Here is a 24393-nt window from a genome sequence, read left to right as displayed (position 1 = left end):
TCTTATAGATCCCTGTCGGAGAAGACAGCTTCAAGGCGATCTGCTATTTGCAGTGGAAGTTGATGTTTGGCCTCTTGTGCGGCCAGCAGGATCGCATTACACAGAGCGCGCCGTTCGGCCCGCCCATGACTTTTTACCACAATGCCGCGCAATCCTAACAGACTTGCCCCGTTATACTGGTCGGGGTTCAGGTAAGAAAAACGCCGTTTGAACATAAATCCGGCGATCCGGCCAAGAAAAGTGCGTTTCTTGCGGGGATATCCGGCCAGCTGGGCCATCATCCGCACCACCCCTTCTGCCGTCTTGAGGGCGACATTGCCGACAAAACCGTCGCAGACGATCACGTCGCTGTCGCCGCTGAAGATGCGATCCCCTTCGACGAACCCGACATAATTGAGCGCGTGGCACTGACGCAACAATTCGGCGCTGTGGCGCACCAGATCGTTGCCCTTGATCTCCTCCTCGCCGATGTTGAGCAAAGCAACACGGGGTGACGCAATGCCTTCTACCTTTTCGGCCACGACGGAGCCCATCACCGCAAACTGCAGCAAGGTATCGGCATCGCAACTGACATTGGCGCCGAGATCCAGCATCACGGTACGTTTGCCACTCAATGTTGGCAGCGCCTTGATAAGTGCCGGCCGATCGACCCCGGGCAGGGATTTGAGCACGCACTTGGCCATCGCCATCAGCGCGCCGGTATTGCCGGCACTGACGCAAGCATCGGCCTCACCGGCTTTCACCAGATTGAGTACCACCCGCATGGAGGAGTCTTTCAGAGTACGCAACGCCACGATCGGTTTATCGCCCATGCCAACCACCTGGGATGCATGCACGAAACGAACGCGGGGATGATTCAGCAAGCCATGTTGCTGCAGCAAAGAAGAGGTCTGGTGCTGGTCGCCGACCAGGATCAGTTTTAGCTGGGGTAAAAGAGACAGTGCCTGCACGGCGGCAGGCACTGTTTCCGAGGGGCCAATATCTCCCCCCATGATGTCTAGCGCGACAGTTTGCGTAGACAAAGGCAATCCTTAAGCGATTACCTTTTTACCGCGGTAGAAACCATCGGCAGTCACGTGGTGACGACGATGAATTTCGCCACTGGTCTGATCAACAGTCAGGGCAGCGGTGGTCAGCGCATCGTGGGAACGACGCATGCCACGCTTGGCACGGGTTTTACGGTTCTGTTGTACGGCCATTGTAGGCTAACTCCTAAATTCACTTACGTTTAAGCTCTTCAAGAACTGCAAAGGGATTCGGCCGCTCATCAGCAGGTTCGATTTCACCCCAGGTCATCTCCATGTTTCCTCTCGGGCATGCATCCAGAGAATGCATTGCGACTTGAGGCAACGAGAGGATGAGTTCATCCTCCAGGATTTGATGAAGATCTATCTCGCCGTTTTCGTCCAACTCAATGGGCTCATAAGCTTCCGGCAGTTCTTCCTCGTTTGTTCTTTCGAACAGCGGAGTGTAGATAAATTCAGCTTCACAGAGGTGTTCGAATGTCTCTCCGCAACGTTGGCAAACCAGGTCAACCTTGGCATGGGCAGTGCCTTTCATAACGGTCAACTTCTGGACATCTTTGCCAAAGTACAGTGATACCTCGATATCACTCTGCAAGCCAGCGGTTGATTCCTCCAGCCTGGGCATCTGCGACTTTTCCACTATCCCGATGTAATCGAGCAGCTTCAAGGCACTACGGACTGGATCAACCTTAACGGGCAACTTCACCTTTTGCATAGGGCGCGAATAATATAGGTCCAACAACTGATAGTCAAAGGAAAAAGTCCTTACCGCCGATGATTTTAACGTCACAAGTCCCTAGAATGCCGGTACTTGCTTTCATCGGTAACTCGATTATGCCACAGAATCTGATCCTCGCCTCAACTTCTCGCTATCGCAAAGCCCTGCTGGAGAAGCTCGGACTCCCCTTTGAATGTGCCGCCCCCGATGTGGATGAGCAACCACTGGCTGGTGAATCCGCCGACGCGCTGGTGGCCAGACTGGCCCGTGCCAAGGCTGATGCCATCGCCGGGCAACGTGATCACGGCTTGATCATCGGTTCTGATCAGGTGTGTGTCTGTGATGGGCACATCCTCGGCAAACCTGGCTCCATCGACAATGCCATCGCCCAGCTAATGGCGGCCCAGGGGCGCAGCGTCACCTTCTACACCGGCCTGTGCGTGGTGAATGCCGCAACTGGGGAGGCTCATCAACTGGTGGAGCCTTTCACCGTCCATTTTCGCAACCTCGATGAAGCCGCCATTCGCCGCTATGTAGAGGCTGAATTGCCCCTCGATTGTGCGGGCAGTTTCAAATGCGAAGGGATGGGGATCGTGCTGTTCAAGGGGCTGGAAGGGCGCGATCCTAACGCCTTGATCGGTCTACCGCTGATCGGCCTGATCGAGCTGCTGGAGCGCCACGGTATTGCCCTGCCCTGATCGCGGACGAATAGATAAGCTAGATCGAGCATATAAAAAGCCCGGTCAATAGACCGGGCTTCTGTTATCAATCAGATCGACGTCTCTTAAAGAGAGGCGCCTATAACAGCCCGCGAAGAGCCGCCATAGAATCCACCACCGCCACTGGCCCGTGACGACTGAGGGCATCGCGGCTATCCACCCCCCAGGTGACACCAATACGCAGCATGGCGATCGCCTCGGCCATCGCCATATCGTGAACAGAGTCGCCGATCATTACCGCCTGCCGGGGTGACTGCCCCAGCTCGTCCAGGATCTGCTCAAGCATCAGCGGATCAGGCTTGGAGCGGGCCTCATCGGCCCCTCGGCTAGCCACAAACAACGGGCGTAGCCCGGTTTCATCCAATACCCGATCCAGCCCGCGGCGTGATTTCCCGGTCGCGACGGCCAGTTGCAGCCCTCGTGACTGCCAGTCATGCAGCAACTCCCCTGCCCCAGCAAACAACGGGCTGGGGGTGGCATCGTGCAGATAGTGATGACGATAGCGATCGATGAGTGCGGCAATCTGGCGCTCACCGCTGGTGGCGCCACTGCCACTGCATAAGGGGAACAGACGGGACATGGCGACATCGAGGCTCAACCCGATAATCTGCCGGATCTGGGACGGTGCAGGTACCGCCAGCTCACAATCTCTGGCGGCCCCTTGCACACAGGCAACAATCCGGCCTACCGAATCCATCAGGGTGCCGTCCCAATCGAAAATGGCGAGCCGGATATCCTGCATCAGCGTGGCAAGCCGTTGAGGAAGTTGTCGAGCTCAGGTGCCAGCGGCGCTTCTACCTGCATCTCGCGACCATCGGCCGGATGGGTGAAGCTGAGCTTCCAGGCATGCAAAAAGAGCCGTTTTAGCCCTTGGCTGCGCATTTTCTCGTCAAACGCCGCTTCACCGTACTTATCGTCACAGGCGATCGGGTGACCGGCATGCAGGGTGTGCACGCGGATCTGGTGAGTTCGGCCTGTGATGGGGCTGCACTCGACCAGAGTCGCTTCGGCAAATTGACGCACGATGCGGAACCGGGTTTCGGAGGGCTTGCCATCGGCGCTGACCCGTACTACCCGTTCACCTGACTGCAGATCGTTTTTGCGCAGCGGGGCATTGACCACCTTGACGTGAGCCTGCCATTTGCCGCGCACCAGCGCCAGATACTGCTTGCGCATGGTCTTGAGCCGCAACTGCTCATGCAGGCTGCGCAGGGCGCTGCGTTTCTTGGCAACCAGCAATACACCAGAGGTGTCGCGATCCAGTCGATGAACCAGTTCGAGGAAGCGGGCTTCCGGCCGCAGGGCGCGCAGCCCTTCAATCACGCCAAAGCTCAGCCCGCTGCCACCGTGTACTGCCATGCCGGAGGGCTTGTTCAGCACGATCATGGCATCGTCTTCGAACAGGATCTGGCTCTCCAGACGCTGGATAACTCCGAGGTTGGCTGAAGGCAGCTCATTTTTCTCGGCAACGCGCACGGGGGGCACCCGCACCTCGTCACCTGCGCAGAGTTTGTACTCCGGTTTGATGCGCTTTTTGTTTACTCGCACTTCGCCTTTGCGAAGGATGCGATAGATCAGGCTCTTGGGGACGCCCTTTAGCTGAGTCTTGAGAAAATTGTCGATGCGCTGCCCGTCATGCTCAGCTTCGATGGTGAGCAGCTGCACTTGTTGATGTATCTGTGTCATGGCGCGGATTTTAACACTGCCAGCGCCCCTTGGCTGCATGGTTTGTTGAAAAATGGCGCCTTGCTATAAAAGAGGTTTAAATGGGATAATAAACAAGGTTTTGTCATTGTGTTCAAGCCTTGTACTAAGTGGCCAAAAAGTATGCCACCCAATCCCGAAACACCGTGTATACAAGAACATGACGGTTCCCGGGTGCGAGGTACAACGCATGGAGAACACAAACATCACCGTTTATTTGTCTCCATTTCGGCATCCTTATTCATTCCTTCTCGAGAAGTGATGACCAGAACGCCCTTAGTTTGCGCCTCATGCATACCCCAACCGGGAGGTTGCCCCAGTATGCTGAAGACCCGAGGCCGGCGCTGGCAGGACCCAGATGGAGGAAATCAAAATGACACAATAATGAGAACTCAATGAAAAGAATGCTTATCAACGCAACTCAAGAAGAGGAGTTGCGCGTAGCGCTGGTTGACGGACAACAGCTCTACGATTTGGATATTGAAAGTCCGGGACACGAGCAGAAGAAAGCGAACATTTACAAGGGTAAGATCACCCGCGTAGAACCCAGCCTTGAAGCTGCTTTTGTTGATTACGGCGCCGAGCGCCACGGTTTCCTGCCGTTGAAGGAGATCGCCCGCAATTACTTCCCCTCCGGTTACTCCTATCAGGGTCGTCCCAACATCAAAGAAGTGGTCCGCGAAGGTCAGGAAGTTATCGTCCAGATCGACAAGGAAGAGCGTGGCACCAAGGGTGCAGCCCTCACCACCTTTATCAGCCTGGCAGGTAGCTACCTGGTACTGATGCCCAACAACCCCCGTGCCGGTGGTATCTCCCGCCGCATCGAGGGTGATGAGCGGACTGAACTGAAAGAAGCTCTGAGCGGATTGACCGTGCCGGAAGGCATGGGCCTGATCGTGCGCACCGCCGGTGTAGGCAAGTCTCCGGAAGAACTGGAGTGGGATCTGAACGTTCTGCTCAACCACTGGGACTCCATCCACAAGGCCTCTCAGGAGCGCGCCGCGCCGGTCCTGATCCACCAGGAAAGCAACGTCATCGTGCGTGCCATCCGTGACTATCTGCGTCGCGATGTGGGCGAGATCCTGATCGACAATCCGGTGATTTTCGAACGAGCCAAGGCCCATATCGAGCTGGTACGTCCCGATTTCCTCAACCGTGTGAAGCTGTACAAGGGTGAAGTTGCCCTGTTCAACCACTTCCAGATTGAGAGCCAGATTGAATCAGCCTTCCAGCGTGAAGTGCGCCTCCCCTCCGGCGGCAGCATCGTTATCGATCCGACCGAAGCACTGACCTCCATCGATATCAACTCCTCCCGCGCCACCAAGGGCGGCGATATCGAAGAGACTGCGCTGCAAACCAACCTGGAAGCGGCCGATGAAATTGCCCGTCAATTGCGTCTGCGCGATCTGGGTGGACTGATCGTTATCGACTTCATCGACATGACCCCGGTTCGCCATCAGCGCGAAGTGGAAAACCGTCTGCGTGAAGCAGTTCATCAGGATCGTGCCCGCATCCAGCTTGGCCGGATCTCCCGTTTCGGTCTGCTGGAGATGTCTCGCCAGCGTCTGCGCCCCTCCCTCAACGAGTCCAGCAGCCATATCTGCCCCCGTTGCCAGGGTCAAGGCGTGATCCGTGACAACGAATCTCTCGCCCTGTCCATCCTGCGTCTCATCGAAGAAGAGGCCATGAAGGACAACACCGAGCAGGTTCACGGCCAGGTACCGGTGGATGTTGCAGCCTATCTGCTTAACGAGAAGCGTGCCGCCATCGCCAGTCTGGAACAGCGCAATGATGTGCGTGTTTACATCATTCCGAACCAGCATCTGGAAACCCCGCACTACGAAGTGACTCGTATTCGTCAGAACGAGATCCCGGAAGCGGCCAGCTACGAGCTGAAAACCGAGATTGCCAAGCCGGTCTACCAACCGAAGCAAGCTCAGGTGATCGAGCGTGAGCAACCGCTGCTGCAAGGCTTTGCCCAACCGGCACAACCTGCCCCTGTTGCGCCGCAACAGCCGGCGGCTCCCGTTGCTGCGGCCCCTGCCGAAGCCGGCTTCTTCAGCAAGCTGATCAAAGGCATTACCGGCCTGTTCAGCAGCGATGCTGCCCCTGCCGACGTGAAAGCGCCCGCCGAGAAACCTGCTGCTCGTGAAGCACGCAAGGAAGAGGGTCAACGTCACCAGCGCGAAGAAGGTCGTGGCCGTGGTCAGCGTCCTCGTCGTGACGACAATCGTGGTAACCGCAATAATGCGGAAGCTGGCGAGAAGCGTGAAGGTGGCAACCGCGAAGCTGGTGAAAACCGCAATCGCCGTCCCCGCAAAGAGCGCGAGCCTCGTCAGGAGCGTGAAGCTCGTGGCGAAGTGCGCAGCGAACAGCGCATGGAACGTGAACCCCGTCAGGAGCGCGAACCGCGCCAGGAACGTGCGCCACGTCCGGCCCGTGAACCTCGTGCTCCCCGTGAGCCGCGCGCCGAAGTCGTTGTTGATGCAGTAGATACCGTCGATGCAGCTGCTGCCCAGCCACGTCAGGAGAAAGAGCAGAAAGTGGCCGAGCGCCGCGAACGTCGTCAACTGCGCAAGCAGATCCGCGTCGATGTCGCCGCTGCTGACACCCCTGCCCTGCCGGTTGACGAAGTACCAGCGCAAGCTGAAGTGATCGATACCACCGTGGGTAACGAGCAGGAAGAGCAGAGTGAAGGCCAGCGCCGTTCACGCCGCACTCCTCGCAGCCAGCGTATCGAAGGTCAGCGCCGCAAGCGCATCAACGAAGATGCCCGCAGCCAACGTGACGAAGAACAGCAAGATACCACCACTCTGACCACCGCAGCCCAGGCAGATATTGCCAAAGCGCAGGTTGAAGAGCCGGTAGTGCCTGTTGTTACCATCCCGAGCGCTGAAGCCGTCGCTGCTGCTCTGCAAGCCTCTGCGGCACTGACCGAGCATGTGGTTGTCGAAGCCGTTGCTGAAGAAGCTGCCGAGCAGGCTGCTGCCCAGGTCGAAGCAACTCAAGCCGATGTGATCGCTAGCCCGGTTGTTGCAGCTGTTGCAGAAGTCGTGGTTGCAGCAGAGCCGGAAGTTGCCGTTGTCACCGCTCAGGCTATCGACGTGGCGGCTGCTGAAGTCGTTGAAACTGCTCCGGTGGTTGAAGAGGCCCCTGCTGTCAGCACTCCTGCTGTGGAAGCTGTAGCGGTTGCCGTCGAGATGCCAACTGCGGTTGTCGAAGCCCCGGCACCTGTCGCTACCGTTGCAGTGGAAGAGACTCCGGTCGTGACCAAACAGGTAGCTCAAGGTGCTGGCCTGCTGGCTCGTGCCCGCAAAGCATCCGCCCCGATGGCAACTCCTGCCGAAGCCCCTGCCCTGCCTGCTCGTGAGCCGGTTAACTACCCGCCGCTGGTACGCAACGAAGTGAGCACATCAGGTCGTCATGGTGGCAGCACAGCCGCCGTCAACGTGGCCACCTGCCCGGCCGGTCGCCCCTAAGCAACCCGGGTTGATCCCCTAAACAAAAGCCACACCAACCGGTGTGGCTTTTTTATTTCTCTTTGTCCCGTCCTGAATATGGTTTACACCTTTCCCCCCAATAAATGGAGAACCCGATGGGACAAGGTGTGAAACGGACACTGCGCGATTACTCGCTGACTTTTAAACTAGCACTGGTCGAGCAGATTGAAAAAGGCGAGCTCACCTACAAACAGGCTCATGCGCGTTATGGCATTTAGGGCCGCTCCACCGTTCTGGTATGGTTGCGTAAACATGGTCGGCAAGATTGGAGCCAGGGGGCTTCTGTACGCGCCGGCAGGAGCATCACCATGCCTGACCCCGACAACCAGACGCCCGAACAGCGCATCAATGAACTCGAGAAGCAACTGGCGCTGATGAGTCAGAAGGCCCAGTTCTTTGAGGCCGTCGTCGATGTACTCAGGAATGACTACGGCGTCTCCATCGTAAAAAAGCGACCGAGCAAGTCGAGAAGCTGACCGTTGTCAGGGCTTGCCTGTTACTGGGGATAAGCCGGCAGGCTTACTACAAGCGCAATCGGGTCGCCGACGAGCGCCATGCACAAGGGCTGCAGGTGGTGCGCTTTGTGCGTCAGGTTCGGCTGCGACAACCTCGGGTCGGCACTCGCAAGCTGCATTATCTGCTGCAGGGTCAGGATGATGGCGGGCTCAAGGTAGGGCGTGACAGGCTGTTTCGGATATTGGCCGAGCACCGCCTGCTGGTGCCAGCCAGGAGCGGGCCGCTGTACCTGAGCCTGGTGACGGATACCTACTCACGCAAGATAGTGGGCCATCACGTACACGAAGGAATGCATGCCGAATCAGTGGCGATGGCGTTCAAGAAAGCGCTGAAGCAACGGCGTGGCGACGGTGAACTCATCCATCACTCGGACCGCGGCGTGCAGTATTGCTCGGGACTGTATCAGTCATTACATGAACGGTACGGGGTGAAATGCTCGATGACGGATGGGTATGACTGTTACCAGAATGCGTTGGCGGAGCGGGTGAACGGGATTTTGAAAGGAGTGTTGCTATAGGAAAATGCCGTACTCAACTCTGTGTTTGCGCTTTGGGTATCCCTGAGAAAGTTCATTCCAAGCGTTAATGTTCAGCATCACGACTGTTGATAACTTTAATATATAAGCTTGCTTGTTGGCATATTAAGGCAGATCGCAGATATGAAAAAGGGCCCGCAGGCCCTTAGAAAAATAACGATGTTATCCACCAAACAGATGGTGGCTGACGATGAACAGGCCGCCGGAGAGCAACATGGTCAGCGGCAGGGTCAGCACCCAGGCCATGAGGATGGTCTTGATAGTCTGGCTCTGCAGGCCGGATTTGTTGGCTACCATGGTACCCGCCACCGCAGAAGAGAGGATGTGGGTGGTGGACACCGGCATACCGGTCAGACTGGCAACCCCGATGGAAGTTGCTGCCGTGATCTGGGCCGCGATGCCCTGGCTATAGGTCATACCGGTGGAACCGATTTTTTCGCCCACGGTATGAACGATACGACGCCAGCCCACCATGGTGCCGCAACCGAGCGCCAGCGCGATGGAGACGATCACCCAAGTCGGTGCGTATTCAGCAGTCGCGGTCAGATCCTTGCGCCATTTGGCCAGATCAGTCAGCTCCTTGGCTGGCAGCGGCAGCTTGGCAGCCTTGCGGGCGGTGTCATCGATACAGAGCAGTAGACGACGCACTTCGCGGCGGTCGGTCAAGCTCATCTGATCATAAGTACGCACGGCACCCAGACGGGCATCCAGAGTCGCCATCGCCTGCAGCACGCCATCGGCGGAGCAGTGGGTCATCAGCTCTTCCTGAGCCGTTGCCGGTGCAGAGAAGTTGATAACGCCAGAGAGGGCGGACTGGTTGCGCTGGTAGATCTCCATGATGCGCTGGTTGGCATCCTGGGTCCGGTCCAGATCATAGGCGCGGCTGTTCATGTCCAGTGCGAAATAGGCGGGCGCCATGCAGATCAGCACCAGCATCACCAGACCGATGCCCTTCTGGCCATCGTTGGAGCCGTGCACGAAGCTGACGCCCATGGCAGAGGCCACCAGGGTCAGACGCGCCCAGAACGGCGGGTGTTTCTTGCCATCCACCAGCTGACGCTCTTCCGGTGTTTTGTGGATCTTGTTGCTGGTCCAGATGCGCTTCATCGCCAGCAGCAGCAGTGCCGCGATGATGAAGCCGATGGTGGGAGAAATGATGAGGGAAAGCATGATGTCGATCGCTTTGCCCACGTTAATCCCTTCTGTCACCGGTTTATGGGTGATCCAGGCATAGGCGCCGCCTACCCCCAGAATGGAACCGATCAAGGTATGTGAACTGGAGGCCGGGATCCCGAAAAACCAGGTGCCCAGGTTCCACACGATGGCAGAAAACAGCAAGGAGAAGACCATGATCAACCCTTGGGTGGAGTCCATCCCAAGCAGCAGGTCGATGGGCAGCAGATGGACAATGGCATAGGCCACACCCAGTCCACCAAACATGACGCCGAAAAAGTTGAAGATCCCCGATGCAACGACCGCCAGGTGAGCTGGCATCGCCTTGGTATAGATAACCGTTGCTACCGCGTTGGCGGTATCGTGAAAGCCGTTGATAAATTCATAGGCAAGCACAAAAAAAACGGCCAATACCAAACCGATTGACCACCACAAACCCAAACCACTAAACATTTCAAACATAAAAAAAAGCCTGTTTATGAGTTGCGGCGGATTATGCCAGATGGCGGCCAACACCATAGCCACCATTGAAATATTTCAGCCATAAAAAAAAAGAGCTTTTTGGAAAAAAATATCCTAGAGCCAGTCTTCATGCGGCTTGCCACCGATTAATTAAAGCCATCAATGATTGCGGGAAAGGGCAAAAATAGCTGACAATTAAGCCAATAATTTCATTTTTATGACGTTTTTATGACAGAAAAACGGGCGAAAGTGGTGATAAAACGTCCCTGCCCCGCCAATCTCATCCGACCAGCACCATCAGCCCCATATCCGTTTGATTCCAGATGCAAAAAGGGAGCACCTTGTGCTCCCTTGCATCGTTGCCGTATTGCCAGTTATCAGTCCTGATTGATACGACTGGCAACGGCGCCCTGTTGGCTCTTGTACTTGGCATTTTCCCGCTTGTTGTAGGGACGGGCCGCGACGCCGGAGAGCATCTCGAAGTTCAAGGCGCCAATTTTCATCTTCGGGCGCAGTGCCAGCGGCAGTTTGCCGCCGTTGTAGAACTCCAGCACGATGCGACCGGACCAACCCGGATCGATGCGGTGCGCGGTCACGTGCACCATCAAACCCAGGCGCGCCAGTGAAGAGCGGCCATCCAGCCAGCCGACGATATCGGCAGGCAGGGTGACGGATTCGTAGGTCACCGCCAGCGCCAGCTGACCCGGGTGCAGGTAGAAGGCTTCGCCATCGGGGATGTGGATCTCGTCACTCATCACCCGATCGATGGCATCGGCCATCTCGCTGCTCGGGCCGCTCAGGTCGATATAGGGCGCGGTATGATCGCGAAACACCCGAAACTCGTTACCCAGCAGCACATCGACACTGACACCACTGATCCGCTCTACCCCGGGCCGTGGCTCAATGACGATCTTGCCTTCATCCAGATGGCGTTCAATATCGGTATCACACAGACGCATTGGGCGACTCTCCTGACAAATTGTGCTTTTAAAAAAGCCGGGCATCACCCGGCTTGTTTCATCTTAACCGATCAACATGTGGCGGATACGCGCCTTGAGCATGTCGATGGCGATGCGGTTCTTGCCACCACGGGGCACGATCACATCGGCATACTGTTTGGACGGCTCGATAAACTGCAGGAACATTGGACGCACCGTCTTCTGATACTGCTTGAGCACGGAGTCCATGGTACGGCCACGCTCTTGCACATCACGCACCAGACGGCGCAGCAGGCAGATGTCGAGCGGGGTATCCATAAAGATGGAGGCATCCATCAGATCCCGCAGACGGCTGTCAGTCAGCAGCAGGATCCCTTCCAGAATGATCACCCGGCGCGGCGCAAACGGGGTCACTTCGTTCATCCGAGTGTGTTCGGTGTAGGAGTACTGGGGAATGGCAACCGCGTCACCTTTGACCAGCTGGCTCAGGTGCTGTACCAGCAAGTCGTGATCCAGCGCGTTGGGGTGGTCATAGTTAGTCTTGACCCGCTCTTCCATGGTCAGGTGGGTCTGATCACGGTAGTAGCAATCTTCGGTGATCACACCAATCTGACCTGCGCCCAGTTCGGCCACCAGCTCTTCATAAATGGTCTGGGCTATAAGACTTTTGCCAGACGCAGATGCGCCCGCAATACCGATGATCACACACGAATGTTGAGTATCAGACATGACAAATACCTAAAAGAGAAGAGCAGTGGGGATGGTTTAAACCGATCCATTATATAAAAAAGGGTGGGTCATGCCCACCCTCAATTCCCTTTCAAGTGACCGACCGCCGATTATTCATCCAGCGCCATGGCATAGAGGGGGGTCGCAATCGGTTTTGCGCTGAAAAAGAGTTCAGCCCCTACCCTACGCGCCAGCTTCAAATAGGCCTGAGCCAGGCTCCCTTCCGGTGCGCCGAACACCGTCGGGCAGCCATCATCCATGTGTTGGCGGATGTCGATGTGCAGCGGCAACTGGCCAAGCAGCGCCACTTGATACTGCTCTGCCATCTTCTCACCGCCACCGGTACCGAACAGCGGCTCATGATGACCGCAGGCGCTGCAGACGTGATAACTCATGTTCTCGATGATGCCGAGCACCGGCACATTGACCTTGTTGAACATGGCGATCCCCTTGCGGGCATCGGCCAGCGCCACATCCTGCGGGGTGGTGACGATCACTGCCGCCGAGGTGGGCACCTGCTGAGCCATAGTGAGCTGGATATCGCCAGTGCCCGGCGGCATGTCTACCACCAGATAATCCACCTCGCCCCAGCGGGTCTCATGAAGGATCTGCGCCAGCGCCTTGCTCGCCATCGGGCCACGCCAGATGGTGGCATCCTGCTCGGAGACCAGATAGCCGATGCTGTTGCTCTTGAGGCCACAGGCCATCACCGGCTCCATCAGCTTGCCGTCATGGCTGACCGGGCGCTCCTTGAGGGTGCCCATCATGGTGGGAATGGAAGGGCCATAGATATCGGCATCGAGAATGGCGACCCGCGCCCCCTCTTTTTGCAGGGCCAGCGCCAGATTGACCGCGGTGGTGGACTTGCCTACCCCGCCCTTGCCGGAAGCAACCACGATAATGTTGCGAATGCCCTGCACGGCATTGAGGCCCTGCGCCCGCGGCATGCTGGCGACATCAATCTCCAGTGCCCAGTCGATACGGGCTGCGCCGGTGGCGCTGCGCAGTCTGGCATCGTAGTTCTCTTTGAGCTGATCGAGCAGCGAGAGACCGGCAAACGGCAATACCAGCCGGATAGTAAGCCCCTGACCCTGATTGATGATCTCGCGAACGAATCCGGCATCCACCAGATCCTTGTGCCAGCCTGCTGGCTTAAATTCGGCGAGGATCTGTTTTACTGAATCAATCACCATTAACTCCTCATTATCTTGTCATTATCTTGAGGTGAACGGTTACCGCACACAAATCAGTGGCTTGCCTGCAATCGTAACAGCAGGTGCTGCCAAGGTTGGCATAGCCACAACCCTAGGCAGGCTACCCCCAATTCGGGTAACATGCACGGCACTCTATCATCCCAACAAGCACATCAAGAACGTAATATGGCAACTGATCCTCGTAAAATGCTGGTAACCTGCGCCCTCCCCTATGCCAATGGCTCCATCCATCTTGGCCACATGCTGGAACATATCCAGGCCGATATCTGGGTTCGTTATCAGCGAATGCGCGGCCATCAGGTGCACTTCATCTGTGCCGATGATGCCCACGGCACCCCGATCATGCTCAAGGCACAGCAGATGGGGATCACCCCGGAAGAGATGATTGCCGCTGTCTCCAAGGAGCACCAGGCCGACTTCGCCGGGTTCAACATCAGCTTTGACAACTATCACTCCACCCACAGCGACGAGAACCGCGAGCTGGCGGAGTTGATCTACGGCCGCCTGAAAAATGGTGGCTTTATCAAGAGCCGCACCATCTCCCAGCTGTTCGATCCGGAAAAATCCATGTTCCTGCCGGACCGTTTCGTCAAGGGTACCTGCCCCAAGTGCAAGTCTCCGGAGCAGTATGGCGACAACTGCGACAGCTGCGGCGCCACCTACAGCCCGACTGAGCTTATCGATCCGAAATCTGCCGTCTCCGGCGCGACTCCGGTAATGAAGGACTCCGAGCACTTCTTCTTCGACCTGCCGCAGTTTGAAAAATGGCTCTCTGAGTGGGTACGTGGCTCCGGCGCCATTCAGGAAGAGATGGCCAACAAGATGCAGGAGTGGTTCGAAAGCGGCCTGCAGCAGTGGGACATCACCCGTGACGCCCCCTACTTCGGTTTCGAAATTCCCGGCGCCCCGGGCAAGTACTTCTACGTCTGGCTGGATGCCCCCATCGGTTACATGGCCTCTTTCAAGAACCTGTGCAACAAGCGTGGCGACATCGACTTTGACAGCTACTGGAAAGCGGACTCCGACGCCGAGCTCTACCACTTCATCGGCAAGGATATCGCCTACTTCCACTGCCTGTTCTGGCCGTCCATGCTGGAAGGTGCCAACTTCCGCAAGCCGACCAAGGTTAACGTACACGGCTATGTGACCGTCAACGGCGCCAAGATGTCCAAATCCAAGGGCACCTTTATCAAGGCATCTACCTACCTGAACCACCTGGATCCCGAGTGCCTGCGTTACTACTACGCCGCCAAGCTCAACAGCCGCATCGATGATCTGGACCTGAACCTCGAAGATTTCGTGCAGCGCGTCAACGCCGACGTGGTCAACAAGCTGGTCAACCTCGCCTCCCGCAACGCCGGTTTTATCGCCAAGCGTTTTGGCGGCAAGCTGGCTGCCACCTGCGCCGAACCCGAACTCTACGCCGAATTCGCCAACGCCCGTACCGCTATTGCGGAAGCATATGAAAGCCGCGAGTTCAGCCGCGCCATCCGCGAAATCATGGCGCTGGCCGACAAGGCCAACCGCTACGTGGACGACAAGGCGCCCTGGGTTATCGCCAAGCAGGAAGGGGCTGACGCCGAGCTGCAGGCGGTCTGCTCTGTTGGCATCAACCTGTTCCGCGTGCTGATGGCCTACCTCAAGCCCGTCATGCCGCTGCTGGCCGAGCGTGCCGAAGCCTTCCTGGCCGAGACCCTCAGCTGGGATGGCATCGAGATGCCGCTGGTTGATCACACCGTTGCACCGTTCAAAGCCCTCTTCTCCCGCATCGAGCCGGCGAAGATTGAAGCCATGATCGAGGCCTCCAAGGAAGACCTGGCCAAAGAGCAGGCACCGAAAGTGACCGGCCCGCTGGCTGATGACCCAATCAGCGAAACCATCACCTATGACGATTTTGCCAAGATTGACCTGCGCGTCGCGCTGATCAAGAAAGCCGAAGCGGTACCGGAAGCCGAGAAGCTGCTCAAGCTGCAACTGGATATCGGCGGCGAAACCCGTCAGGTGTTTGCCGGTATCAAGTCCGCTTACAACCCGGAAGATCTGGAAGGCAAGCTGACAGTGATGGTGGCCAACCTGGCGCCGCGCAAGATGCGTTTCGGCATGTCCGAAGGCATGGTGCTGGCCGCAGGCCCGGGCGGCAAGGATCTCTGGATCCTGGAGCCGCAGGAAGGCGCCCAGCCAGGGATGCGCGTCAAGTAAGCGTATCGCTGACTGCGACCACAGCCAGATAGAGAAGAGAGGCCAAACGGCCTCTCTTTTTTTGTCTCACCTGTTTGGCCTGGATAGTTTTTGTAGATGCTGGTCGCGGATAACGTCCGCAGATTGCGGTCTCGGGGCTATCCACCACCGGGATTCGCGGGCGATAAATTTTGTTCTGAATACCTGACCACCCGACTTGCCATGTCATCCATGTTGTGGCCTCCCTGCATCGCCAGTTTGAGCGCCACCAGCTCCGCCTGCTGGCAGTCCAGTTGACGCAAACGGGTGGTGATCTTCCCCTTCAACTGCTGCCGCAGTTTCGCCTGCTTGCGGGTGTGCCCCTGCACTGCTCGCAACCTCCGCCGCCATTGACGCCAATCCTGCAACTGGCCGAGTCGCTCCTGCCAGTGAGTCAGGGTGCTCAACCAGCCGGGATCCCCACTCCCCAGATCCAGCAACAGTTCCACGCCATAACGGGCCTGCTTGATCTCGAGGCGCAGCCGATGCCAGCGGCGCAACTGTTGCTGACGGGAGCTGGCAGATTTCCCAACGCAGGGAATAGGTTCATCGAGAGCGCTCTGCGCCTCATCAAGGCGCAGGGCCAGATGCTGCTGATAGAGGAACGCCAATGCCCGCGCATCCGGCACCTGCGCCACCACCGCGAGCCAGCGGGCCAGTTGCCGTGACAACAGGGGCACGCGACAGGCCGATTTGTGAGTATTGCCAGTGCTGGCAGGCGGCTTGCCAAAACGCTCGGCGTAGACCTGATCATCCCGCAGCGCCGAGAGCCGCCCGACCGAGCGCAGCAGACGCCGCTCCAGCTCGGGATGATAGGTGAGTGGCCGCCACAGGGCGAGCAGCGCCAGCAAGCGGCGCGCCGCGATACGGTAGCCATGCACGGCCGGTTCGCTGGCCTCTTCGCGCACCGCTCGCGCCGCCTCCTGATAACGGGCGACCCAGCTTGTTGCCTGAGTCAGCAACAGACCTTGTTTGTCAGCGTCCATCTCGTCTCCGCCCCTTCAGTTGGTGTGAAAGCCCTGACCGGTGGGCGGCAGCGCCTCTTCATACTCCATCCGGGTCACCCGAGCGGTGCGCGGGCCATGTTCCAGCCAACCCAGCATCATCTGCACCCCCTGCGCGGGGCCGCTGATGAGGATCTCCACCGAGCCATCCTCCAGGTTGTAGGCATGGCCCCGCAAACCCAGTTGCAGCGCCCGCTCACGGGTGAAATAGCGAAATCCCACCCCCTGCACCTGCCCCCACACCCGAATGACAAACGATTGCTCTCCCATTTCTCACACCTTCCGCTTAAGAAAAAAATTCCCGAGACGATAATGTGCCCGACACTCTATCTCTGCAGGATGCAGCTCCATTATGAAAGAAGTTAAATTCCGGTGGGTTGACCGCTATCTCATTCACCTCACCATCAGTGAAAAATTCCATATCGCGTTCTGGTTACCTCTCTTCATCATCGCCTTTCTCAGCTGGTATATGCTGGCGGCCAGCCATCAGCAGGAGATCTCCCTGCGGGTAGCGCAGTTGCAGCAACGGGTCGAGACCACAGCGCAACTGGTCAGCCAGCAGCCCACTCTGGTGTTGCCTGCTGATCTGCGTCTGACCCGGCAAGGCAGCAGCGGGTTGCAACAGCAAGGGGAGCACTACCTCTTTACCGCGCCAGCGGGTCAGGCGGGCTACGTCACCGGCGATCTCGATACCGGCAACCTCTCCATGTGGGAGGGTCAGGGCTCGACCCTGCTCCTGATCGGCGCGCTGGCCGCCCTGATGGCGCTGGTGATCCACTACATGATGACCTTTGTCTCCGGTGCGCTCTACTCCACTAACAAGGCGCTGCAAACCGTGGCGAACGGGGATCTCACCTTCCGTCTCAACTTCTTCCCGGTGCGCGACGAGTTCTCCACCCTGGCGGGCAGCATCGACCGCTTTACCGACCGCCAGCACCAGATCGTCAAACTGGTGGAGGAGTCTGCCGAAGCGCTGACCATGGCCGCCGACGAGTTTCGTGACCATGCTCGCGAAGGCGAGACCATGGCGCGTTCCCAGCGCCAGCACATGGATTCACTGGCCACCGCCATGGAGCAGATGTCAGCCGCCATTCGCGAAGTGGCGCGCAATGCCAACGACACCCTGCAACAAACCCGCCAATCGAGCGAAGAGGCAGCCAATGGCGCCAACCGGGTAGCTCGCACCATAGAGGCGATCCGCACCCTGGCCGACGAGATTGGCAACGCCTCCGGCGCGGTCGAGCGGCTCACCCACAACGCCAACCGGATCAACGAGGTGGTCAACGTCATCAACGCCATCTCCCAGCAGACCAACTTGCTGGCCCTCAACGCCGCTATCGAAGCAGCACGGGCCGGTGAGCAGGGGCGCGGCTTTGCGGTGGTGGCAGATGAAGTGCGTACCCTCGCCAGCCGCACCCAGCAGGCGACGGTGGAGATCCAGCAGATGATCGAAGAGCTGCAGACCGGTACTGGCGCGCTGAACGAGATCATGGAGAAAACCGTGGGGCGCGCCGCCAGCAGCCAGCAGCTCATCAGCGAGGTGGGGCTCGATATCGAAAAACTGAGCAACCACAGCGATGCGGTACTGGAGATGAGCACCCAGATCGCCACTTCCAGCGAAGAGCAGAGCTCGGTCGCCGCCGAGATCACCCACAATCTGGATCAGGTGCGCCATGAAGCGGCTCAGGTGGAAGAGTCCGCCAGCGCCTCGGTAGCCGGTACGCAGGGGCTTAAAGCCACCGCCAGCGAACTGACCCAGGCACTCAAGGGGATTAAGCTCTGACCATATGAGGTGTCAGATCAGGGCAACCCCATCCATTACACAGGGTTGTTTGAGTTTTACCTGCGGGCCACATAGAATGTGGCCCCTTTTCTTTCTACCATCGGCAAACATCCATGAGCGCTTCCATCTATCTCGTCAAAGGCCGCGAAAAATCCCTGCTGCGTCGCCACCCCTGGATCTTCTCCAAGGGGATTGAGCGGGTTCAGGGCAACCCCATTGACGGCGATACCGTCGAGATCTATGCCAACGATGGCAAGTGGCTCGCCCGTGGCGCCTGGTCAGGCAGCTCCCAGATCCGTGCCCGGGTCTGGACCTTCGACAAGGATGAGACCGTCGATCTCGACTTCTTTATCCGTCGCCTCAAATATGCGCAGGAGTCTCGCGATCCACTGATCAAGCGTCAGGGCCTCACCGGCTATCGCCTCTGCGCCGCCGAATCCGACGGCCTGCCGGGTCTGACCATCGACCGTTATGCCGATTTTCTGGTGTGCCAGATCCTCTCCGCCGGCGCCGAGTTCCAGCGTGAGCTGATAACGCAAGCACTGCGTACCCTCTACCCAGAGTGCAGCATCTATGAGCGCTCCGATGTGGCAGTGCGCAAGAAGGAAGGGCTGAAAGAGCGTACCGGCGTTATCTATGGCGAGACCCCGAACGAGCCGGTGGTCATCGAAGAGAACGGTGGCGTCAAGATCCTGGTAGACATTCGCAACGGCCACAAAACCGGTTTCTATCTGGATCAGCGGGATAACCGTCAGGCTGCTGCCAAGTACACCGAAGGCAAGCGGGTGCTCAACTGCTTCTGCTACACCGGCGGTTTTGGTGTTTATGCCCTCAAGGGCGGCGCCAAAGAGGTGGTCAACGTCGATCTCTCCCAGAATGCGCTGGATATCGCCCGTCAGAATGCCGAGCTGAACGGGCTGGATACCAGCAACACCCAGTTCGTCCGTCACGACGTGTTCAAGCTGCTGCGTGAATATCGCGAGAAGGGCGAGAAGTTCGACGTCATCGTGCTGGATCCGCCCAAGTTCGCCGAGAGCAAGGCCCAGCTGCTGGGCGCCTGCCGTGGCTACAAGGACATCAACATGCTGGCGTTCCAGCTGCTGGCGCCGGGTGGCGTGCTCTTGACCTACTCCTGCTCCGGCCTGATGGAGCAGAGCCTGTTCCAGAAGATCGTCGCCGATGCGGCGCTCGATGCCGGTCGCGATGCCCAGATCCTGGAGCTGCTCTCCCAGGCCTCCGATCACCCCATCGGTACCGCCTATCCGGAAGGCTTCTACCTCAAGGGACTGGTGGTACGCGCCCGCTGATCGGTCGTCATATTCCCTTGTGATCAATCAGGCCCCTTGCGGGCCTGATTGTTTTGCATCGCGCCGTATAAACCTGAGCCTGACGCTCGCCCCGATGACCACCCTCTCTGCTTTATTCGCGTTCCTTCTCCTCCTCTTTTGCTGCCAGCGCCCCACTTCTTCTCTGTTTAAATTACTTTGCACAATAACTGCACATTTATGATTTAAATCACATCCGTATGACTCTCTTTTCCGTAGTGTGATCCCGCCTGCGGCAGCCGAGCCGGGGCAACCGTCCCGTCAGGATTGATGGGCGGCACAACAACAAAATAGATGTCAGGCCAAGCTGAACATCACAAGGGATCCCGATATGAATCAATCATTGCCGCTGTTAACGCCGCTGCGGGGCATCGCTGCCCTGATGGTGGTGCTGTTCCATGCCCGATTATTGCTCTTTCCCCAGTGGATGGAGCCGATCGCAGGCCACACCCAACTCATCGAGAACGGCTATCTCTGGGTCGATCTGTTCTTTATTTTGAGCGGTGTGGTGTTGGCCCATGTCTATGGGGAGGCCTTCACCCGCACGCCCCGCACCGTGGGCTATGGCCGCTTTCTCTGGCTGCGGCTGACCCGCGTCTACCCCCTCTATCTGGTGACCCTGCTATTGCTGGTTGGCTGGGAGCTTTACAAGGCACAGCACGGGGTGGGCTTCTATGCTGGCCCCCTGTTCAAGATGTGGGAGTGGGAAGGGATGCCGCCCTTCGGTTCACCCTTCACCCCGGCCGAGGCGCTGCCAAGCGCCTTCCTGCTGCTGCAGGTGGTGACCGATCACGGGCTGACCTGGAACTTCGCCGCCTGGTCCCTCAGCGTAGAGTGGATCAGCTACCTATTGTTCCCGCTGCTTATCCCGCTCGCGGTCACCCGCAGTCGCTGGAGCCATCTCGCCCCCCTGCTGGCGCTGACGGTGCTGGCCTTTATCGTGCACAGTCGCGGCACCCTGGATGTCACCAGCGGGGCGCTGGCGGTGGGACGCGGGGTGAGTGAATTTGTGCTCGGCCTCTGGCTGCTGCCGAGGGTCAAGGCCGCGCAAGGCTTGCCCATGATGAAGCATGATCTGCCGCTGCTGGTCGCCTTTGTGCTGCCCTTCGCGCTGATGCAGTTCACCATGACGCCGCAGCTGACACTGCTGCTGATCAGCTCCTACGTGCTGTTGATCTGGATTGCCGCCGCCCAGGGGGAGCGCCGGAGTCCGCTGCTGCGCCTTTTGGATAACCGCTTCACCAACTGGCTGGGAGATCTCTCCTACTCCATCTACCTGCTCCATGCGCTGGTGCTGCTCACTGGCTGCGAGCTCATCCACTATCTGGCGCCGGGGATCACCGCATGGTGGTATGGCCAGACCAACCCGCTGCTGGGGGTAGTGGCCACCTTGCTGATGCTGGCGGTGCTGATCGGACTCTCGGCGTTGAGCTACAACCTGCTGGAGCGGCCACTGCAACGGCGCCTGCGCCGGCTCGGCAAGGCTCGCCAGCCGGTGCTGGAGCAAGCCGGCTAATCTGCTTTCGCCCGCTGATTGCCCCGCAGAGGTTAAGCCAACCTCTGCGGGGCAAATCCACGAGAGCTCACCCCCTGCCGATAACTGAGCGGCTCATGCCAGCGCCCTCCTCCCTAACCCTCCACCCGCCAATCCCCTTCGCTTTGTGTGAATTCCTGTTCGAACCAGAGGGGGCATTTGTGGCATAATGCCCTGTCCTGTGGCCCTTGGCGGGGCTGTGTTGGCGCATCTGTCGCCTCTTCTTCCCCGTCCTACCCGGCAGCCCTGCGTGACTGCCTGACATCACTGCTTCCAGAAGCAGCCAAGGCCACCTATTTTTGCGGCTCTTTACATGACGGTAGATGGCCGCCCATTGACCAAGACGGCTCCACAGAGCCTCTGCTCTGTTTGCAAATAAAAGGGGTAAGTATGTCTTCCATTCGTCTGACCCAATACAGCCACGGCGCTGGCTGTGGCTGCAAAATCTCTCCCAAGGTGCTCGACACCATTCTCAAGAGCCAGATCCCGGGCTTCAACGACCCGACCCTGATCGTTGGCAACAGCAGCAAGGATGACGCGGCAGTGGTCGATATCGGCAACGGTCAGGGCATTGTCTCCACCACCGACTTCTTCATGCCCATCGTCGATGACCCCTTCACCTTTGGCCGCATTGCCGCCACCAATGCCATCAGCGATATCTACGCCATGGGTGGCAAGCCCATCGTTGCCATCGCCATCCTCGGCTGGCCCATCAATACCCTGGCGCCGGAAGTGGCCCAGCAGGTGATCGACGGCGGCCGTCAGGTGTGCCACGAAGCGGGGATTTCGCTGGCCGGTGGTCACAGTATCGATGCCCCCGAGCCCATCTTCGGCCTTGCGGTCACCGGTATCGTGCCTCTCAACGCCATCAAGCAGAACGATACCGCCAAGGTGGGTGACACCCTCTATCTGACCAAGCCCCTCGGTATCGGTATCCTCACCACCGCCCAGAAGAAGGGCAAGCTCAAGCCGGAACACGAGCAACTGGCCCCCAACGCCATGTGCACCCTCAACAAGATCGGTCAACGCTTTGCCGAGCTACCGGGTGTCCACGCCATGACCGACGTCACCGGTTTTGGTCTGGCTGGCCATCTGCTGGAGATGTGCGAAGGATCCAATGTCAGCGCCCGCCTCGACTTCAAGGCACTGCCGCTGCTGGACGAAGTGGATTACTACCTCGCCGAGGGCTGCGTCCCGGGCGGTACCCTGCGCAATCACGACTCCTACGGCCACAAGCTCGATGCCATGGACGATCGCACCCGCAACATCATGTGCGACCCGCAAACCAGTGGCGGCCTGCTGGTCGCCGTGGGGAAAGAGAGCGAAGCCGAGCTGCTCGCCATCGCGCGCGAAGCTGGCCTTGCACTCTCACCCATCGGCCAGATCAAGCCCCTTGAGGGCTCCCGCTTTATCGAGATTGTCCAATGAGTGAATTGCCACTGGCCACGGACTACGCCCAACTCTTTTTGGACGATGTGCCGTTGATTGATGTGCGCGCCCCCATCGAGTTCAAGGAGGGGGCCTTCCCCTGCTCGACCAATCTGCCCTTGATGACAGACGATGAGCGCGCCCAGGTGGGGACCTGCTTCAAGAAGCAGGGTCAGGCCGCCGCCATTGAGCTTGGACACAAGCTGGTGGGGGGAGCAGTACGTGCCGAACGACTCGAAGGCTGGCTGGCGCAATTGCGCCAGCAGCCCGATGCCGTGCTCTACTGCTTTCGCGGCGGCCTGCGCTCGCAAACAGTACAACAGTGGCTGGCTGAAGCGGGGGTGACTCGCCCCCGCGTCGCCGGTGGCTACAAGGAGCTGCGCCGCTTCCTGATCGACACCCAGGACAAGGCCTCTGCCGAGTGTCACTGGAGCGTGCTGACCGGCATGACCGGCTCCGGCAAGACCCATATGCTCGATCAGGTGACCCAGGCGGTGGATCTGGAGGGGCATGCCCATCACAGGGGCTCCTCCTTCGGTCAGCTGCCCGGCGGCCAACCCAGCAATATCAACTTTGAAAACAACCTCGCCATCGAGCTGCTCAAACGCCGCCATCGCGGCGAACACGCCTTCGTGGTCGAGGATGAGAGCCGGCTGATTGGCCGCTGCTGCCTGCCCCTCTCCCTCCATGAGGCCATGAGTCAGGCACCGCTGGTAGTGGTGGATGTTCCGCAAATCGATCGGGCCGAGCAGATCCGCGAAGATTACGTGCACGATCTCTGGCTGCGCTATCAAGCCATGTATGGCCAGGAAGCCGGTTGGCCGCTGTTTGCCGCCTACCTCACCGATGCGCTGGCCCGCCTCAAGCGCCGTCTTGGCGATCAGGCCCACCGCGAGCTGGATGCCCTGATGCAGACCGCTCTCACCGAGCAGGAAAAGAGCGGTGATACCGCGCTGCATCTGGCCTGGATCACCTTGCTGCTGACCCGCTACTACGACCCCATGTATCTCTACCAGCTTGGCAACAAGCAGGAGCGCATCGTGTTTCGCGGTGACAAGCAGGCCTGCCTCGACTATTTCGCCGAGCAGCATGCCAACGCGCTGCGCTGCTGACCCATCCCAAGAGAGGAACTCTATGTTGAAATTCGAGGTGATCCCGGTCACCCAGTTCGCCCAGAACTGCTCCCTCATCTGGTGTGACGAGACCCATCAGGCGGCCCTGATCGATCCGGGCGGCGAAGCGGACAAACTGCTGGCTGCCATCGCCAAGCGCGGCCTGACCCTGACTCATATCCTGCTGACCCACGGTCATCTGGATCATGTGGGTGCCGCCGCCGAGCTGCGGGAAACGACCGGCGTCGCCATCACCGGCCCCCACAAGGAGGACGCCTTCTGGCTCGACATGCTGCCCCAGCAGAGCCAGATGTTCGGCTTCGCCCATACCCCCGCCTTCACGCCGGATCGCTGGCTTGAGCAGGGTGACAAGGTGCAGCTTGGCCAGTGCGAGCTGGATGTCTACTTCTGCCCCGGCCACACCCCGGGCCATATCGTGCTGCTCTCCCAAGCCGAGCAGCTCGCCTGGGTTGGCGACGTGCTCTTTGCCGGCAGCATCGGCCGCACCGACTTTCCCCGTGGCGATCACGGGACGCTGATAAAGTCGATCACCGAGACCCTGCTGCCGCTGGGTGACGAGATCGTCTTTATCCCGGGCCATGGCCCCAGCTCCACCTTCGGCCGCGAGAAGGTGAGCAACCCCTATCTGACCCAGCCTATCTGGTGATCAAAAAAGGCAGCGGTATTAGAGCCGCTAACAAAACCTCTCAGCGAAGCGCGAGCAGATCACGGCGCAAGCCAGCGTCAGTAACGCAAG

The 24393-nt window shown here is 58.7% G+C and carries 20 protein-coding genes and 1 pseudogene; 10 read left to right on the top strand and 11 right to left on the bottom strand.

Translation table 11 applies throughout. The features are described 5' to 3' along the window. Positions 1–2 precede the first annotated feature (2 nt). Genes plsX through yceD form a run of 3 tightly spaced genes read right to left on the bottom strand, consistent with a single transcriptional unit; the run spans position 3 to position 1740 of the window. Complete coding sequence (plsX, locus tag NOM06_RS15415) at positions 3–1022, bottom strand: phosphate acyltransferase PlsX (protein WP_005351844.1); 1020 nt, start codon at positions 1020–1022, stop codon at positions 3–5. Between the two features lie 9 nt (positions 1023–1031). Then, positions 1032–1199, bottom strand: coding sequence for a 50S ribosomal protein L32 (gene rpmF, locus NOM06_RS15410; RefSeq protein WP_005300935.1), 168 nt, complete (start codon positions 1197–1199; stop codon positions 1032–1034). A gap of 19 nt (positions 1200–1218) precedes the next feature. Beyond that, positions 1219–1740: a 23S rRNA accumulation protein YceD gene (yceD, locus tag NOM06_RS15405; protein WP_255912220.1), complete on the bottom strand. Its 522-nt coding sequence runs from the start codon at positions 1738–1740 to the stop codon at positions 1219–1221. Between the two features lie 119 nt (positions 1741–1859). Between yceD and NOM06_RS15400 the strand changes: the two genes are divergently transcribed. Further along, positions 1860–2441 carry a nucleoside triphosphate pyrophosphatase gene (locus NOM06_RS15400; protein ID WP_255912219.1) on the top strand — a complete coding sequence of 194 codons (582 nt, stop codon included), beginning with the start codon at positions 1860–1862 and terminating at the stop codon, positions 2439–2441. 100 nt (positions 2442–2541) lie between these two features. Here NOM06_RS15400 and NOM06_RS15395 read toward each other — a convergent pair whose 3' ends face one another. After that, positions 2542–3204, bottom strand: coding sequence for an HAD-IA family hydrolase (locus NOM06_RS15395; protein ID WP_255912218.1), 663 nt, complete (start codon positions 3202–3204; stop codon positions 2542–2544). After that, on the bottom strand, positions 3204–4148 hold the full coding sequence (gene rluC, locus NOM06_RS15390) for a 23S rRNA pseudouridine(955/2504/2580) synthase RluC (protein ID WP_255912217.1): 945 nt from the start codon (positions 4146–4148) through the stop codon (positions 3204–3206). The genes NOM06_RS15395 and rluC overlap by 1 nt, the downstream gene beginning before the upstream one ends. 413 nt (positions 4149–4561) lie before the next feature. On the opposite strand from rluC, the gene rne reads away from it, so the two are divergent. Both rne and NOM06_RS15380 read left to right on the top strand, forming a co-directional pair. Then, positions 4562–7645, top strand: coding sequence for a ribonuclease E (gene rne / locus NOM06_RS15385; RefSeq protein WP_255912216.1), 3084 nt, complete (start codon positions 4562–4564; stop codon positions 7643–7645). Positions 7646–7761: 116 nt separating this feature from the next. Beyond that, a pseudogene (locus NOM06_RS15380) lies at positions 7762–8696 on the top strand (DDE-type integrase/transposase/recombinase); the annotation flags it as partial. Positions 8697–8879: 183 nt separating this feature from the next. On the opposite strand, the gene NOM06_RS15375 reads toward NOM06_RS15380, so the two are convergent. From NOM06_RS15375 to apbC, 4 genes are all read right to left on the bottom strand, one after another. Beyond that, positions 8880–10352, bottom strand: a complete 1473-nt coding sequence (locus NOM06_RS15375; RefSeq protein WP_255912214.1) for an inorganic phosphate transporter — start codon at positions 10350–10352, stop codon at positions 8880–8882. A 377-nt stretch (positions 10353–10729) separates the two neighbouring features. Beyond that, positions 10730–11311, bottom strand: a complete 582-nt coding sequence (gene dcd / locus NOM06_RS15370) for a dCTP deaminase (RefSeq protein WP_005336719.1) — start codon at positions 11309–11311, stop codon at positions 10730–10732. Positions 11312–11374: 63 nt separating this feature from the next. Continuing rightward, the gene (udk, locus tag NOM06_RS15365) at positions 11375–12019 is read right to left on the bottom strand and encodes a uridine kinase (protein WP_005352133.1); all 645 of its coding nucleotides are present in this window, start codon (positions 12017–12019) and stop codon (positions 11375–11377) included. A gap of 110 nt (positions 12020–12129) precedes the next feature. Further along, entirely contained in the window at positions 12130–13212 is a 1083-nt protein-coding gene (gene apbC, locus NOM06_RS15360) for an iron-sulfur cluster carrier protein ApbC (RefSeq protein WP_255912212.1), read from the bottom strand. 186 nt (positions 13213–13398) lie between these two features. Between apbC and metG the strand changes: the two genes are divergently transcribed. Beyond that, positions 13399–15432, top strand: coding sequence for a methionine--tRNA ligase (gene metG / locus NOM06_RS15355; protein ID WP_026034905.1), 2034 nt, complete (start codon positions 13399–13401; stop codon positions 15430–15432). A gap of 137 nt (positions 15433–15569) precedes the next feature. On the opposite strand, the gene NOM06_RS15350 is transcribed toward metG, so the two are convergent. Beyond that, a complete protein-coding gene (locus tag NOM06_RS15350; protein WP_255912210.1) occupies positions 15570–16436 on the bottom strand; it encodes a CHAD domain-containing protein in 867 nt (288 codons plus the stop codon). 15 nt (positions 16437–16451) lie between these two features. Next, positions 16452–16724: an acylphosphatase gene (locus NOM06_RS15345; protein WP_005345583.1), complete on the bottom strand. Its 273-nt coding sequence runs from the start codon at positions 16722–16724 to the stop codon at positions 16452–16454. A gap of 82 nt (positions 16725–16806) precedes the next feature. Between NOM06_RS15345 and NOM06_RS15340 the strand changes: the two genes are divergently transcribed. The 6 genes from NOM06_RS15340 to NOM06_RS15315 all read left to right on the top strand — a co-directional run bounded on the left by NOM06_RS15340 (position 16807) and on the right by NOM06_RS15315 (position 24303). Next, on the top strand, positions 16807–18237 hold the full coding sequence (locus NOM06_RS15340) for a methyl-accepting chemotaxis protein (protein WP_255912208.1): 1431 nt from the start codon (positions 16807–16809) through the stop codon (positions 18235–18237). A 113-nt stretch (positions 18238–18350) separates the two neighbouring features. After that, positions 18351–19544 (top strand): class I SAM-dependent methyltransferase, encoded by a 1194-nt coding sequence (locus tag NOM06_RS15335; RefSeq protein ID WP_005336736.1) that lies wholly within the window; start codon positions 18351–18353, stop codon positions 19542–19544. A gap of 349 nt (positions 19545–19893) precedes the next feature. Beyond that, positions 19894–21078: an acyltransferase gene (locus NOM06_RS15330; RefSeq protein WP_255912207.1), complete on the top strand. Its 1185-nt coding sequence runs from the start codon at positions 19894–19896 to the stop codon at positions 21076–21078. A 408-nt stretch (positions 21079–21486) separates the two neighbouring features. Then, positions 21487–22524: a selenide, water dikinase SelD gene (selD, locus tag NOM06_RS15325; protein WP_150997707.1), complete on the top strand. Its 1038-nt coding sequence runs from the start codon at positions 21487–21489 to the stop codon at positions 22522–22524. Further along, the gene (gene mnmH, locus NOM06_RS15320; protein WP_255912206.1) at positions 22521–23636 is read left to right on the top strand and encodes a tRNA 2-selenouridine(34) synthase MnmH; all 1116 of its coding nucleotides are present in this window, start codon (positions 22521–22523) and stop codon (positions 23634–23636) included. The genes selD and mnmH overlap by 4 nt, the downstream gene beginning before the upstream one ends. A gap of 22 nt (positions 23637–23658) precedes the next feature. Next, positions 23659–24303: an MBL fold metallo-hydrolase gene (locus NOM06_RS15315; protein WP_255912205.1), complete on the top strand. Its 645-nt coding sequence runs from the start codon at positions 23659–23661 to the stop codon at positions 24301–24303. The last annotated feature ends 90 nt before the right edge of the window (positions 24304–24393 follow it).

The organism is Aeromonas sp. JL9, from assembly GCF_024436075.1.
Taxonomy (GTDB): Bacteria; Pseudomonadota; Gammaproteobacteria; order Enterobacterales; family Aeromonadaceae; genus Aeromonas; species Aeromonas veronii.
This window is presented reverse-complemented; position numbering and strand designations above follow the sequence as displayed.